The following is a 14854-nucleotide window of genomic DNA, read 5'->3' as shown; positions in this document are numbered from 1 at the left end:
TATACTGAGGTCGATATGTTTTGGCAAAAGTTCCGCTTCATATACATCCTCCAGATCCTGATCTGGCTGCCTCTGATCCTCTCAGCCCAGGACGCTGCATCCTCTCCAGTGCCGGTTGATGGTGATACCGGAGACGAGGCTGTGAGAGTACTGATTTTCCAACCGGGAAATCTTTCCCGGGCCGAGCCGGCAGAAGGCCCCGCAGAAGGCCCGGAAGAAGGCCCGGAAGAAGGCCCGGAAGAAAATTCCGGCCTGATCCGGGAGTATGAAAATATTCTCAGCTCAATCAGTGAAAATGAGATCCGTGCCGCAGGATATGAAGCCCGGCTTGCCCGGGAGTGGTCGGCATACGCAGACCGGCAGGGAGATCCCTTTGGTTTTCTTCCGGTGGATATTGCCGCCGAAGAGGATGCGGATATTGCCCTTGCGGTGTACTTCCGTTTGGAAGCCCCAAGGATCTTCCTTATGGTGAAAGCCTATGATGTGCGCACCCGCCGGATCATTGCCGGGAATGTGCAGATTGCCAGCGACGGACTGGTGTTGGTGAATAGCATGGATCGTCTCATGGAGTCGGTAATCCGACAGATCGATGAGGCCCGGGAAGATATCCTGACGATGCGCAAAAATCCCGGAATGCTCGCCGGAACATCCCCGGCGGCGGTGCGCTTCCGCTCCTCCCAGGAGGGGGTGGGGGTGGACATCCCCGGAGTAGGGCCCGCCGGAACCATAGAAAACGGGACGCTCAATCTTCCCTACCAGCCCCTGGCCCTGGGGCAGCAATTATTGGTTGAGGTTTCCGCAGAAGGGTATTATCCCGAGCAGGCATCCTACTCAATCGATGCTCCGGAGAACGACTTTGATCTGCCTACTCTGTATCCCCGTACCCGCATTGCAACCGAATTCATCTACAATTTCTGGACTCTTGCAGGCGGGGGCATAGCCCTGCGCTATTATGTTCGGCCGGATATGATATTTCTTCGATTAAGCAACCATCTCTTCGTACGACCCGGCGACACCCTGGGTCTGGGGGGAGGGCGGATGACCTCCCATGACGATCTGCTTCTGGAGCTCGGGGGATATCTTTTTCTGGGACCCCGCTCCCTGTTTCGGGCGTCCTACAGCGGCGGGTTTGGCGTTATGTTCAGCTCCCTGGATGAAGGTATTACCGCATTGGATGCGTACATAAATATTGCCGCCTTCCATTGGGAACTGAACTTTTCCCGGGTTGCAGTCTACCTAAGGCAGGATCTGCGCTATGCGCTGGGGGTCTTCTCACCCAGAATATTTCCCGAGGGTACGGGCATCGGTCCGGTGCTGCTTCCACTCACACTGGGGTTGGTGCTGAAATGGTAACCTTTCATGATATTTGCAACAGGAAACGGGGGAAAACCGGGCGTACCACCCCTGCCGTTGCTCCGACACTATTGCTGATGATTTCCGCTCTTCTTCTCATATCTTCATGTGGGGGAAATCTCAACGGGATGGGGGGGCTGCCCGGCTACCTCGGCTATATCAGAGACTCCCGCCATGTGGAGGAGATCAGTATGGAGCCCAACCGGGAAAACTCTGTTCTTTTGAAATGGGTTCAACCGGACGGAACCATGGCCGATGCTTCCACGATTTTTCCCGATGGTTCAACCCCCGGCTATTTGGTCCTCACCTTCCAGGAAGACTCCCTGGATGTGCACCGCAGTCTCATTTTCGACGAAGATCTGAATCTGATAATAGATACCCGGGACTATGACGGAGAGCTTGGGGGAAGTTTTGAAAGCTGGATCCGGGGTCCGGGAAGCTGGGGCTGGAGAATTCGAGGGGAGCTGGATCTGGGTCGCTACGGCTGGCTGCCCTCCGAACCCGACGGGGAGAACTCTCCGTTTATTCCCAGCGGACGTTCCGGAGACAGGCAGAGAATCGTACCCGTTTATGACGGGGTATGGGCGGAGTATCTGGTGGAACTTGAACCGCCGGATAGCACCCGGCCCGAACTGGTGCTGAGCATCCGGGGTTCCCGGGATGTGGACGGAAACGCCGCTGAATACGATGGGTATGACCCCTTTGCAGTACCTCCCCCTGATGACAAACCGCTGATTCTCATGAGCGATTTTCCTCAGGGGATAACTGACGCCCTGGAGGATGCAGGGCTGTTCGATTTTGTGTCCAGCAGTCTCTATGATGTAAGGTTTCGGGAGTTCATACCCGAACCCGCAAAAGATCGAATTATTGCAGTGCTCAGCCTCCGGGGAGATGGGGAGGGAAGCTTCCATATGCTCTTTTATCTGCCCTACGAGGATTTGGTGGATGTTTCCGACGCCTCTCTCACTGATTATGAGTTCCACATAATTCCCGGCACCTGGGGATTCGGGGAGTATGATCCCCAGTTCATGTATCGGGAAGGATATTTTGCGGTGTTGAATAATCCCGGGGGGTACGGCCGGGATTATGATTCCCGGGATATGATGCTGGATTTTTATAAAATTGACGGTCCCGGAATTATGCCCTCCCTGGGATCTCCCCGGCTTGATTTTATCCGGCGTATTCCCTATTGGAATCTATTTCAGGACGAGGTTCCAGGAAGGGATATTGCCGTTACCTACCGGAATCCGTCGGGGGACTGGTTTGTCTATAACCGGGAGGCTTCCATGCTCTATCGTCTCTCCATTGCCGCCGGAGGTATTGAATGAGCCGTAATGATCGCAACCGGTTCAGATTTTCCTCTCTTTTCAGATTGATGGCCGTTGCAGGACTTATCCTGCTGGTAAATGGCCGGGTATTGACCGGGGAGGAGGCACGGCGGAGCCTTTTCGACCTGGAATTTGAACCGGCCGCCCGCTTCAACAGCGAACAACGGAGGGTAATTACCGAGAGCCTTCTTCTGGTGCTCCAGAACCGAATTGAAGGGGTGGACATTATTCTTTCATCGGAGCCGGAGGATTCCTCCCCTGCTGAAGAAAACCGGGGTGGAGACATTCCGGATGAAAATGCCCCCAATGAAGATTCTCCGGGGGAAGATGCTCCGGGAGATGCTGATATGAGTCCGTTTCAGCGTGCACGGCTTAACGGGGCAGACTCAATTGTATTTGTCCGTTTCAGCGGAAGCATGGAGGAAGCGGTCACCGAATTTCAGCTTTACGATGCATATTTGCAGCGGAACCGGGCCGGCTTCCGTGTGGAAGGCCCGGTGGATCCGGGGTACCGCAACCTCTTCGGCGGGTACTGGTATGAGGCGTATGAGGAATTATCCCGGGTACTGAAGCCAGTGGAAAACCGGGCCAGGGTTGAGGTGTTGGGCCTTCCCGGCTCCACACTGACGGTTCCCTCCATTTCCGGAGAACAGGCGGAGCTGAAACTTGATGACCGGGGAGTGGCGGTGCTGGAACTGCCGGTACCCGCAGCCTATGAGTTCATCGTGGAAAAGGCCGGCTATTTTCCTCAGGTGGAGGGGCGATTTATTGAAGCACCCCTTCAAATAGATGCCGCCTCAAGCCAGGAGCGTCTGGACAAATTGTATGTGGGCGGCGGCCTGCATATGCTCTCATTCCCGTCTGTGGAGGCCGGAGCACTGTTTCTGAAAGGGGATCTTCAGGCGGGTATTCAATCGGTAATCTATTTGGTGGGACTGAGTCCCGGGCTCATATACGGAAACGATGAAAATCAGCCGCCAGGAGCACAGGATCTATTCCTGTCCCTTCCGCTTCTCAGCCTCGGCCCGGCCGTGGGCTTCTCTCCCAGGATCATCCCCTGGAATATTGCCATTCAACCCGAATTTGCCATGAGCGCTTCGCTGCGGTTCATGCTGGATGACGGAATCTATCTGGATCCCCTTCTTCCCCTGGAGCTGAAATTGGGCAGCGGATTACGATGGCAGGCGGGCAGACATGTGAGATTCTCTCTGGGAATGGCCCTTCCTTTCTATTTTCATATTCCAGGATTCAACAACGGCACAGATTTTTCCCGTGAGCTGGATTCTCCGGATATCTTCCTGAATACCCTGGGACAATATGTTTTTACCGCTCCGCTCATGCCTTATTTCTCTGTGAGGATAGGATTATGAAAAAAATCATCCGGCGCATCCTTGTTTTTTCTGCCATGGTAGTGCTGAGTGTATCCTGTTCAGCGCCGCCGTTTTTTCCCGGAATCTCAAATGCCGCAAAACTGATTTCAAAGATGGAACCGGGAGCCAGCCTTGCCATTCGGGATATCCCCCAGTGGGAGCTGAATGATATTGACGACAGATCGCCCTTTCTTCTGTTACCTCCCGCAGTGAGTGCTGCAGATATGCTGGATACGGGCATGTATGTATTTTTCCCCAGGGGCTATGAAAATACCGGGGAATACCTGTTCTTCGATGCCCGGGACCCGGAAGCGGACTCGGAATCCCGGGATTTTTTATCGGTTTCCACAACTCTGGATGGACTCCAGCTGGTGTTGGAGGAAATAGTTCTGTCCGGAGGCCTGGTAAGCTATTACGGAATTGATCTCTACAATGAGAACCTGGAACTCTGGCCTGCGGGAATGTACCCCATAGTGGGGCAGGACGGTGGCCGGGGAATTCTGAAGGTTGAACTGGATGGTGCATATATGAATATTCAGGCCCAGGTTCCCGCGGATGAAGGTACCCAGGCTTTCAAGGCCGCAGAAAGTGCCGCATTCTGGGATAATACCTCGGCAACCAACCTGCTTTCATCCGAGCCTGAGTATGCTTCAGAAGGATTTTCCACGGTCACCGAAGATTATCTGATCCTGGGCTTTTCTCCACCATACCAGGGGGATAATCCTTCAGGAGCTTCCCGGCTCAGCTATCTGGTGTATTACTGGCCCAACGGGACCGTATATGAAATAGCCCTGGAATATGATCTTCAGCTGAATGATCCTACGCCTATCGGAACGATCAATCTTGCGGACCCGGCGGTTCAGGGCATTATCCAGCTTCCGGAAGAGGAAGACGGCCGCCCGGACCAGCGCTACAGCCAGGTGGGGTTTTACCACCTCCCCGGCAATGATCCCGATTCCCCTCGGTACTTTTCCATGGTTGACCGGGATATAGCCGAGTTCGTCACCTTCAGATGGGAGGGAGGCGAGCCGGGACTTAGCAGCCGGAACGCCGAAAAAGTAGTCAGAAACGGCGAGCCGGTTCAGGGCCGGCTGCTGGGCGTCCTTCACGACAATACTTTGGTATTCAACAGCCAGGGCAAACTTTTTTTCTACGGGGAAGGGAGCGGAAGATGGGCGCAGCTCAACCCCGGATCCCTGGAATTCCTTGGGGAACGCTACGATCCAGAGGGAGAGCAGTGGCGGGTCTTTTTCCGGTATGAATTGCGCTCAGAGCAGGAGCCCCCGGAGGACGGGGAGGGAGACGCCAGCTATGTATTCCAGCAGAGTCTCTATTCCATTTCCACGGAAAAGCTGTACGGGGAGATTGGGTTTTAGCTGTGAGCCTGGAATCCACATTCTTTGGGGCAGTATAATGAGTTTATTCAAGTATCAGCAGTAGATTCTCATAGAAATCCAGCATATCCGGGTTTTCCGCCTGTTCCATCTGCTGTGTGATATATTCTGAGCGTGCTCGGGGCGGATAGCTGGACAAGGCATAGATTTCGTCCGCAAGTTCCAGAATGACCGCCTCTTTTCCTGCAGCCTCAAAAGCCCGGTCATAGTTCTTTATACGCTGGATGAGACCGGGAAATGCGTCCTGCACCTCCGGGGCGGAGAGAAAGCGGTCAAGTGCAATTTTTCCCTGAAGGATGGCCCGCCCTTCCATACTCTGTGCAAGACGATCCTCGTTCCGGGCGTACTCTGTGTACGCTTCGATCATGGAGTTGTAGTCTTCGGCCACACGGGATAACTGTTCCACCCGTTCTTCCAGGCCGGCGATCCGTTCCCGGGTTTGGGCGTTCAGCCGCTGGCTGCTGGTTTCGGTGACATCCAGCTCCCGTTCCAGTCTCCCGTTCTCTTCTTCCAGATTACTGATCCGGGTATTCAGGGCACTCAGACGGTTGCTTTCCCGGGTAAGCTCCTGTTCCTGCCGGGAGAGCCGGGCTTCAAGGTCCGAAATTTCCCCATCCCGCCGGGCTAATTCAGTCTGATATTCTTCAAGCTGTTCCTGGAGTCGGGGATCTTCGCCGGCCTCGGGGGAATCGCCTTCCTCTGTGGTTTGGGCAGCAGCATTTTGGGACTGCAGTTCCCGGAGTGCGGCCAGGGCATCTTCCCGGGCGGATTCGGCACGGTCCCGTGCTGCTTCCGCCTGCCGGAGGGCCTGCCCGGTTTGGGCGAGCTCATTCTCCCGGTTCTCAAGTTGGGTCTGGAGTTGTGAAATCTGATCTTCCAGTTCCCCCAGCCTGGTCCGGGTGCGTTCCAATGCATCTTCATTGTTCCGGAGGGTTGTAACTTCCTGTTGAAGCGAGTCTATCTGTGCCAGAAGATCTTCGGCTTCCGTATCCAGATTTTCCCGTGCGCCTTCAAGATCTTCCACCCCGCTGCGAAGGCTCGCCAGCTCCTCGCTCTGGCGGCGTATGCGCGCATTGGCGCTTTCCAGCTCGTCCCTGAGGTTCTGAATGGTTTGATCTCTCTGAGCCAGGGTCTGCTGCCGGGACTGAATTTCCCCCCGGAGGGAAATGATGGTATTGGTTTGTTCTTCTATTTGCTGATTCAGGCGGGTTTCCAGCTGGGCAAGCTGGGCCTGATACTCCTCTTCAGCCTGATCCAGGGATTCTTCCCTGAGCTCCTCGGAGCTTGCCACAGCCTGCTCAAGTACAGCCTGATCCTGACGTTCATCCACCTGTTCCAGCGCCTGATAGGACCGGGATATTTCCGGTATGAGATTGACCGCTTCCCGGTACAGCTCCAGGGCCTGCTCACCCTCTCCCTGATTCTGCAGCTGGGATGCCTGGCCGTATATGGCCTGAATTTCGCCCACCAGCTCGGCGGTGCGGGCCAGGCTGCTGCTTTCCGCGTTTCTGCGCTGATTGCTGCTGATGAGTCTGGAGAGTGAATCCGCAAGAAACAATTCCGTTTCTCTGCGCTGACTCAAGGTCTCTGCTTCCAGAAATGCGGGGGAATTAAGAAAATCCCGCAGCAGGGTGATAGTGTTCTGCGCCTGACTATAATTTTCGTTGGCAATTTGATTCCGGATCCGTGAGTAAAAACCGTTGAGCTGGGACGATAACGCCGTTTCTTCTTCCCTTCGGGCATTCAGCTCTTCCAGAGCATTCCGGGCTTCGCTCACTGCTCTACTTGCTTCATCAAGTTCCTGCTGCTGTTCCTCTCTGGCGGCATCAAGCTGGGTCTGGAGAGCTTCCTCTCTGGCCCGAGCCTCGGCTTCAAGTTCCTCTCTGGCCCGGTCGGCTGAGGCCAGTTCACTGCTGTATTCATTTTCTATTTGGGCAAGGGCCGCTTCGGCCTGCTCCCGCTCGGTTTCAAGTTCGGTTCGGAAGCCAGCCAGCGCTTGCTGCAGCTCCGCTTCTTTCTGTTCCCTGATTTGGGCAATCCGTTCCTCAATCTCAACTTCGTTCAAGCCCTGGGCTCTCAGACGCTCCCGCTCGGCTTCCAGTTCGCTTTCAAGATCTTCCCTGAGCAGCTGCTCCCGGGCGGAAAGCCGCTCTTCGAAGGTTGTGGCAAGGTTGTTCCGTTCATCTTCCACTTGCTGCAGGCGGTTTTGGATCTCCGCAATTTCCGCTTCCTTGGCCGCCAGATTCGCCTGGGCCTCCTCCTTGAGGACCTGGAGCAGGCGCCCTTCGGTGGAGTTCAGGGTTTGGATTTCTTGTTCTATATCGCTTTCGTTCTGTTGAAAAAAATAAAACATGATTGCCAAGCCCGCAGCCAGGACCAGAAGGCTGAGAAAATTTACTGCCAGGGGCAGACCTATGCCCTGCTTGGCGCTGCTGAGCTGGAAGGTGTCGGGATTCACATCTATGCGGTTTGCCGAGGCTGCTTCATTAATCTTCTTGTTGATAGCCTCAAGCTCTTCCGGGGATATGCCCTGGGAGCCGTCTCCGCCGTCCGGATGGACAGGCGCCGACAACCCCCGTTTTCTTCTAAAATCCCTGGCTTTAGCCAGCAATCCGCTCATGACACCTCCAGAGTAACCCTCTTTAATTCATCGAAATATTCCAGCAGCTCCTTGAGCACTATCTTCTCCCGGATCTGGAGCCCGGATTTTTCCTGGAGCTTCTCAATTTCCCTCCGGAAGCTGTGGATGTCCCGGGCATCATTGAGAAGAGGGAAAATAAGGCGGTTCTGGCAGAACTCTTTCCAGCTCTGGGCTGCTTTGCCGCTGAGCTGATGCCCGAAATTCCTGCCCAGCATTCTGCTAACCAGCTTGCTCACCCGTTCCTTTTGGGTCAGGTTCATGCGCTGAACACCGGAAATAAATTCCCTGATTCCCCCTTCCCGTGTCTTTTCATCCTGCGCCAGCAATTCCTCCATGGTCCGATGGATGTAGGGAAACTGCTCTTTATCTGTATCTGCGAAAAATCCTCCATAGATCTGATAATCCGGATCGTCAGGCAAAGAGTTGGAAGGCGGATCGTTGAACACCTGCCGGATTTTCGCGCTCAGATTTTGATGCTTCAATAAGGTATCACGGTTATCCAGGCATTTCTGTATGTCGATATTCAAGGCTGCGGCACGCTCGGGTTTCAGGGAGTTCAGGGGGGCGATAAAGGGGGCACGGTTTATCTTGATGCTGTAGACCGGAAAGCGACGGTGGGTTTCATCCTCCATGGCGGAGGGGAGAAATACCCGCTGACGGATCTCTTCAACGCTCAGGTCAAGAATATCGGCAGGGTCATAGCGCAGGTCGGCGCAGAGCATGGTGTCCCGCCCCTGCCGGGCCCCCTCTCCGGGTACGCCTAAGGGGCAGATGAGGGTGGATGCCCCTTCTGTTCGGGTGAGCAGGGGGGAGCTGTGCACCAGCGCCGGACGGCTGTTCAGGTTGAACAGTTTTCTCAGTTCATCTTTTTTTCGGTGCTTCCAGCTCCAGTTAAAAAGCCGGGGCTGTTTTTCATGAATGAGACGGGCCATTTCTATGGTGGCGAAAACATCGGAAAGGGCGTCGTGGGCCCGCTCGTGGCCGATTCCGTTAGCCCCGGAGAGCTGCTCCAGGCGGAATTGGGGTTTACCCTCATCGGTCCTGGGCCAGTTGATTCCCTCGGGGCGAAGGTCATGGGTCGCCCGTACCAGATTGATGATATCCCAGCGGCTGTTGCCGTTTGAGTACTCCCGGAGATATGGATCGAAGAGATTGCGGTAGAATAAATTCCGGATGAATTCATCATCGAATGAGATAGAATTATACCCGGTGACTGTTGTGCCGGGCACCATCATACTATTGAATATTTCCCTGGCAAAGCGGTACTCCGGTAAACCCTTGCTTCTGCATTCCTGGGGGGTAATTCCGGTGACCAGGCAAGCCTGTGGATCGGGAAGGTAATCTTCCGAGGGGATGCAGTAGAGCACCACCGGTTCGCCGATTATTTCGAATTTCATGTTTGTGCGCACCGCGGCAAATTGTGCAATGCGGTCGTGAAAGGGGTTTGTCCCGAAGGTTTCCAGATCGTACCAGAGAAAAGATTGTTCCATATATAGCTAGAGTTTATAATAGATCGCGATTCGGGTCATCACCGTTTCCTACACAAAGGAGTATCCCATGCTTGAACTGGAAAAATTGACAAAGGATTTCGAGGGGGTCCGTGCAGTGGATTCCCTGAGTCTGAGCTTAAAAAAGGGGCGGATATTCGGCCTTTTGGGTCCGAACGGAGCGGGAAAGTCCACAACCATCCGAATGATTCTCCAGATTATCATTGCCGACAGCGGAAACATCTCATTCGACGGAAGACCTATAACAGCGGCAGACCGGGAACGGATCGGATATCTTCCGGAAGAACGGGGGCTGTATCCGAAAATGAAATGCGGGGAAACCCTGGAGTATTTTGCCCGGTTGAAGTCCGTCCAGCCCGGCGAAGAGCTGAACCGGCGGATCGACTATTGGCTGGAGCGTTTCCAGCTCAGTGAGTATAAGAACCGCAAAGTGGACGATCTCAGTAAGGGAATGGGGCAAAAGCTTCAGTTTATTGTCACCCTTCTCCACGATCCCGACCTGCTGATCCTGGATGAACCCTTCAGCGGCCTGGACCCTCTGAGTCAAAATCTCATTCTTGAAATTCTTACTGAACTGAAGCGGGAAGGAAAGACGATTCTTTTTTCCACCCACATTATGGATCATGCGGAGAAAATCTGCGATGAGATATGCATTATCAACCGGGGCGCACAAATGCTCAGCGGACCTTTGAACGAGATCAAAAGCAGCCGGGGGAATAACACCCTGTACCTGGAATCGGAGCAGGATTTCCCCCGGCTGGAAGATGTTCCGGGGGTTCAGTCGGTACTTTCCTTTCCCCGGGGGAGGGAGGTGATGCTGGAGCCCCAGAATGACGGTCAGCAGCTTTTAAAAACCCTGCTGGAACAGATATCAATTCAGAGGTTTGAATTCAAAGCGCCCTCCCTTCATGCAATATATTCAGAATTACTTGGAGCCGATCATGAATAATACGAAAACCTGGGTAATAGCCCTGCAGCATTTGCGTACCACAGCCCTGACCAAGGCTTTCGCCATTACAACCGTTCTCGGACCCTTTTTAATATTGGCGATCTCCATTCTTCCCGGGCTTTTAGCCAATGATCCCTTTACCTACGATGACGACACCCGGGTAGCCCTGGTGCGTCCCGATGATGAACGCATTTTCACCGGTATAGCGAATGCCCTTGAAGAGGGGGGCGGAAGAATCACTCTGGAACCGGTGTCCTCTGTGGATGAAGGCAGAGACCTTCTCAACGGGGATGAGGTGACCGCCATGGTTGCCCTGTCGGAGGATCTGGAAACTATCCGCTATTTCAGCAAAACCGATACTGCGTATCATATTCAGCAGGCGCTACAGGGGGCGGTAAACTCCATTGTGTATCAGCGGAAGCTGGAGGAATACGACATCGAAGCCAGTGTCGCCGAAGATCTGAACAGCAATCCCCGGTTTCAATTCATCCGGGTGGGAGCCACCCAGGAAGAGGACCAGGGGGATGAAGGTTTTGAAAACACCATATTTGTGGTGGTCACTCTGACCATGCTTCTGTATATGACCATTCTCTTTTACGGGCAGGTAATTGCCCGCTCGGTGGTTCTTGAGAAAACCAGTAAAACCATAGACCTGATGATGAGCTCGGTGAGCAGCGGTCAGCTGATGATGGGGAAAATTCTGGGTATCGGTACCGCAGGGGTAATTCAATACAGCATTTGGATTGGAGCGCTGCTGCTGTTCAGCTCGGTGAGCCGGAACCTGTGGGATATCGGTCTTCCCGCAAGTCTGCAGCCCGGAAATTTGGTGCTGCTCATGGTCTTTTTCGTCCTGGGATTTCTTCTGTATGCGGCCTTTTACTCTGCCATCGGGGCCGCCAGCAAGGATGAACAGCAGGTGGGGCAGCTGGGAATGCCTCTGATCCTGTTTCTCATCGTGCCCATGATGATGATCGCCCCCATTACCATCAGCCCGGGCAGTTCGATGGCCGTGGGACTGAGTCTCTTTCCCCTCACCAGTCCGCTGGTAATGGTAATGCGGTCGGTGGCCGCATCGGTACCGGGATTTCAGCTTGCATTGTCGGCGGCAATTCTTATTGCATCCATTTTCGCAGTGGGATACATTGCTGCAAGAATCTTCCGTATAGGAATCCTCATGACCGGAAAGAAGGTGCGGCTCTCGGAGGTTCTCCGCTGGATCCGGGAATGATTCCGGCGATGGCACGAGAGAACCGATACAAAACAGGCGGCAGCTGAGGTGGCAGACAGAAATAAAACACTCCTGGATTGCATCAGGGGCAGCCAGTATGTGACAGTGCAGAATGCTCTCATGAGGGTCAGTGATCAGAATCTTGCACTGGCCCTTTACTATCTCCATGAAGAGGACAGAGCATTCGTGCTCTCATTTGTAGCAGCTGCAAAGATGGATCGGGTTGAAACAGCCCTGACCCGCCTCGAGCAGGTAAAGGTGAAGGATGAGTACTGCAGCCGTGCGGTGGATTTGATCATCGGCCGAATCAGGGGCGATGCAGGGGCAGATCAGCAGACAGGCTATTACCGGCCCCGGAAACGTCCGTGAGGGAAGTCATAAGGCAGTAAAGGGTTACAGATAATGAAACATATATATACTGAAGCGAGTTCCGGTTCACCGCTTGGATCGGAGATTGTAGACGGCAAAGCGCATTTTTCCATTTGGGCTCCAAATGCGGACTTAGTGCAGGTTTTTTCCATTCCACGACGGGATCTCATGAAATGGTACTGGCCCGTGGGAGATGCTGAAGGAAAGCCAGAAGGAAAGCCAGAAGGAAAGGCGGAAGGAAAGCCAGAAGGAAAGCCAGAAGGAAAGGCGGAAGGGAAGCCAGAAGACCGCACTGATTTCTCCCGGCGTTCCGGCCGTTCTGATTTCGGTCGTTCTGATTTCGGCGGTTCTGACTCTGACAGTTCTAATAGTGGCCGTTCTGATTCTGCTTGGGGTGGTTCCCGAGGGGCTGATTCGGATACACTGAAAGCTGATCTGCCTCCCGGCGCCCGGGAGTTCCTCACTCTGGAATATATAGAAGATGAGGGTATCTGGAGGGGATCGGCACCTCTGGACGCTGCCCCCGATGAGCTGGCCTTTCAGTATCGGATTGTCCGTGAAGGCGAGGCTCGCTTCCTCTGCCATCCGTTGGCCCGTGCCATGGCAGCTTTTCCCGGCATGGAGCGGGGAGCACCCTGGGAGGTGCTTCTTCCCCCTGAGGGGCCTGCTGATGCCCGTCGGCTGGAGCCCCGCAACGGCTGGGAGGGGTACCAGCTGCCTGCGGCACTCCTGCCGGCTCAGGAAAAAGACAACCGGGTGATTTACGAGCTTCATGTCCGGGATATGACCATTCATCCTCACAGCAATGTGGCAGCGGAAAAGCGGGGCAGCTACAGCGGGCTTGTAGAGAAGCTGGACTACATAGCCGGACTGGGGGTGAGCCACATTCAGCTCCTTCCGGTAATGAAATGTGCAAGCATCGACGAGATGCGGCGGAGCTTCAACGATTCGCCCCGGTCGGCGGAAAACAACTATAACTGGGGCTACGATCCTCTCTCTTACTTTACCCCCGAGGGTTGGTATTCCCAAAACCCGGAAGATCCCTATCTGCGGATATCCGAATTGAAAACCCTGGTTAAGGAAGCTCACCGCCGGGGATTACGGATTATTCTGGATGTGGTGTATAACCATATGGCGGACAGCAGCCTTCTGGAGCCAACGGCGCCGGGATACTGGTTTCGAAGAAATGAGGATGGCAGCTTCACCTCCAATTCCGGCTGCGGAAACGATGTGGCCAGCGAGCGGCCCATGGTCCGCCGTCTGATTCACCGAAGTCTGGAGTACTTCGTCCGTGAATTTCATGTGGACGGATTTCGCTTCGACCTGATGGGCCTGCTGGACTCCCAAACAGTGCTGGAGGCGGATGAGAAGCTGAGGAGCATTCGGCCTGATATTATGCTTCTGGGTGAGGGCTGGCGGATGTACAACGGAGAGGAGGGCACCCGGGGTATGGATCAGGATCTGGCCGCCCAACATTGTCATGTTGCCATGTTCAGTGATGAAATTCGGGATACGCTCAAGGGAGGCGGCCTGAATGAAGCAAGCCGCGGGTTTCTCAGCGGACTGGAACGGGATAAGGAGCATGTGCTTTCAAACCTCCTGGGCAACCCCCGTCAGTACTTCTCTTCCCACCGGCCTCTTCAGGTGGTGAATTACCTTGTGTGTCATGACGGACTCACCCTTCGGGATTCCCTGTGCCATAATTACGGGATCGATACATCCTCTTCCGAGGGGAGGTGGGAGTTAGCCCAGCGTATCAGGGCGGCGAACCTGCTCCTTGCCACAAGTCAGGGTATAGTGTTTCTCCATGCCGGCCAGGAGCGGGGCAGAAGCAAACCGAATCCCCCGGGCTCGGACTATTCGGCCATCGGCCCCTTTGTTCATAATTCGTACCACAGCGATGACTCTGTGAACGCCTTTCCCTGGACCCTGCAGGCCGAATGCGCCGGACTCCCCGACCATCTGAGGAAAATCCTGGAGTTCCGCAGAAATGAACCCCTGCTTCATCTGGATGATCATGAAGAGCTTCATGCATCGGCCCGGCTCATAGAAACCCCCGGAGCTTTCAGTTTTGCCTATTCAGTCAGCGACGGATCCCGGGGAATTGTTATTGCCGTAAACCTGGAAAGCCGCAGCATCGACTGTCGCATGGAGGAATCCCTTCCCGGAGCCCATGATTTTGAGGTGATTGTGGGGGATGCCGTAATGGAGGATGGGCTGTGTAAAATGGAGGCGTTCGGCTCCCTGCTGATGACCTATCGACTATCCTGCTAAGCTCGGCCCGCTAAGCCCGGCCTGCTAAACCCGGCCCGCGAACTCCGGCCCGCTAACTCCGGCCCGCTAACTCCGGCCCGCCAAGCTCGGTCTGCTAAGCTTCTGCCCGGGGGATTGCCATCTGCCCGGCAGATTTATGCTCAGCGCCTCCGGGATGCTGTGTATCCGGCTGGAAGCTGCACCGGCGGGCAGGCCCGCCAGCTGTCTTCCGCTGCTTCGCAAATTCAGACAACGGGGCGCCGGGTCAGGGGCTGTAATGAAATTCTGTTCAATATATTGACTGTTGAATGTTGTTGAGATGGCATCTCTAGTCTATAATGAGGCCGTACCAAAAAAATTCCACGTACCGGGAATACGATTCATAGGGACTTATATGACAGATTCAACTCTGGGGGTTGAGTCTCATTCTTCAATGGTGACACAGGAAGGCATTGTTGAAG

10 protein-coding genes are annotated in these 14854 nt (G+C 54.5%); 8 read left to right on the top strand and 2 right to left on the bottom strand.

The window, feature by feature from the left end; translation table 11 throughout:
- Positions 1 to 15: 15 nt before the first annotated feature.
- The 4 genes from AC52PS_RS12970 to AC52PS_RS12955 all read left to right on the top strand — a co-directional run bounded on the left by AC52PS_RS12970 (position 16) and on the right by AC52PS_RS12955 (position 5427).
- Complete coding sequence (locus tag AC52PS_RS12970) at positions 16 to 1353, top strand: hypothetical protein (RefSeq protein ID WP_495563496.1); 1338 nt, start codon at positions 16 to 18, stop codon at positions 1351 to 1353.
- A gap of 77 nt (positions 1354 to 1430) precedes the next feature.
- Positions 1431 to 2681 carry a hypothetical protein gene (locus AC52PS_RS12965; protein WP_495563495.1) on the top strand — a complete coding sequence of 417 codons (1251 nt, stop codon included), beginning with the start codon at positions 1431 to 1433 and terminating at the stop codon, positions 2679 to 2681.
- On the top strand, positions 2678 to 4051 hold the full coding sequence (locus AC52PS_RS12960; protein ID WP_495563494.1) for a hypothetical protein: 1374 nt from the start codon (positions 2678 to 2680) through the stop codon (positions 4049 to 4051). The genes AC52PS_RS12965 and AC52PS_RS12960 overlap by 4 nt, the downstream gene beginning before the upstream one ends.
- A complete protein-coding gene (locus AC52PS_RS12955) occupies positions 4048 to 5427 on the top strand; it encodes a hypothetical protein (protein WP_495563493.1) in 1380 nt (459 codons plus the stop codon). The genes AC52PS_RS12960 and AC52PS_RS12955 overlap by 4 nt, the downstream gene beginning before the upstream one ends.
- A 43-nt stretch (positions 5428 to 5470) precedes the next feature.
- Here the strand turns inward: AC52PS_RS12955 and AC52PS_RS12950 are convergent, their stop codons facing one another.
- A complete protein-coding gene (locus AC52PS_RS12950; RefSeq protein ID WP_495563492.1) occupies positions 5471 to 8065 on the bottom strand; it encodes a coiled-coil domain-containing protein in 2595 nt (864 codons plus the stop codon).
- Positions 8062 to 9576 (bottom strand): exodeoxyribonuclease I, encoded by a 1515-nt coding sequence (sbcB, locus tag AC52PS_RS12945; RefSeq protein WP_495563491.1) that lies wholly within the window; start codon positions 9574 to 9576, stop codon positions 8062 to 8064. The genes AC52PS_RS12950 and sbcB overlap by 4 nt, the downstream gene beginning before the upstream one ends.
- A gap of 67 nt (positions 9577 to 9643) precedes the next feature.
- Here sbcB and AC52PS_RS12940 point away from each other — a divergent pair, with 67 nt between their 5' ends.
- From AC52PS_RS12940 to AC52PS_RS12925, 4 genes are all read left to right on the top strand, one after another.
- On the top strand, positions 9644 to 10543 hold the full coding sequence (locus AC52PS_RS12940; protein ID WP_495563490.1) for an ABC transporter ATP-binding protein: 900 nt from the start codon (positions 9644 to 9646) through the stop codon (positions 10541 to 10543).
- Positions 10536 to 11771, top strand: a complete 1236-nt coding sequence (locus tag AC52PS_RS12935) for an ABC transporter permease (RefSeq protein ID WP_495563489.1) — start codon at positions 10536 to 10538, stop codon at positions 11769 to 11771. Before AC52PS_RS12940 ends, AC52PS_RS12935 begins: the two co-directional genes overlap by 8 nt.
- Before the next feature lie 48 nt (positions 11772 to 11819).
- Complete coding sequence (locus tag AC52PS_RS12930; protein WP_495563488.1) at positions 11820 to 12140, top strand: hypothetical protein; 321 nt, start codon at positions 11820 to 11822, stop codon at positions 12138 to 12140.
- A gap of 168 nt (positions 12141 to 12308) precedes the next feature.
- On the top strand, positions 12309 to 14414 hold the full coding sequence (locus AC52PS_RS12925; RefSeq protein ID WP_495563487.1) for an alpha-amylase family glycosyl hydrolase: 2106 nt from the start codon (positions 12309 to 12311) through the stop codon (positions 14412 to 14414).
- Positions 14415 to 14854: the final 440 nt, after the last annotated feature.

Source organism: Salinispira sp. (assembly GCF_059431795.1).
Note: the sequence above shows the minus strand (reverse complement) of the source record. Positions and strands in the feature narration are given on the sequence as shown.

Excerpts from the sequence above, each read along its gene's own strand:
- AC52PS_RS12940 (WP_495563490.1), top strand. The coding sequence starts at position 9,644 with ATGCTTGAACTGGAAAAATTGACAAAGGATTTCGAGGGGGTCCGTGCA.
- AC52PS_RS12935 (WP_495563489.1), top strand. The coding sequence starts at position 10,536 with ATGAATAATACGAAAACCTGGGTAATAGCCCTGCAGCATTTGCGTACC.
- AC52PS_RS12960 (WP_495563494.1), top strand. The coding sequence starts at position 2,678 with ATGAGCCGTAATGATCGCAACCGGTTCAGATTTTCCTCTCTTTTCAGA.
- AC52PS_RS12955 (WP_495563493.1), top strand. The coding sequence starts at position 4,048 with ATGAAAAAAATCATCCGGCGCATCCTTGTTTTTTCTGCCATGGTAGTG.
- AC52PS_RS12970 (WP_495563496.1), top strand. The coding sequence starts at position 16 with ATGTTTTGGCAAAAGTTCCGCTTCATATACATCCTCCAGATCCTGATC.
- sbcB (WP_495563491.1), bottom strand. The coding sequence starts at position 9,576 with ATGGAACAATCTTTTCTCTGGTACGATCTGGAAACCTTCGGGACAAAC.
- AC52PS_RS12965 (WP_495563495.1), top strand. The coding sequence starts at position 1,431 with ATGATTTCCGCTCTTCTTCTCATATCTTCATGTGGGGGAAATCTCAAC.
- AC52PS_RS12925 (WP_495563487.1), top strand. The coding sequence starts at position 12,309 with ATGAAATGGTACTGGCCCGTGGGAGATGCTGAAGGAAAGCCAGAAGGA.
- AC52PS_RS12950 (WP_495563492.1), bottom strand. The coding sequence starts at position 8,065 with ATGAGCGGATTGCTGGCTAAAGCCAGGGATTTTAGAAGAAAACGGGGG.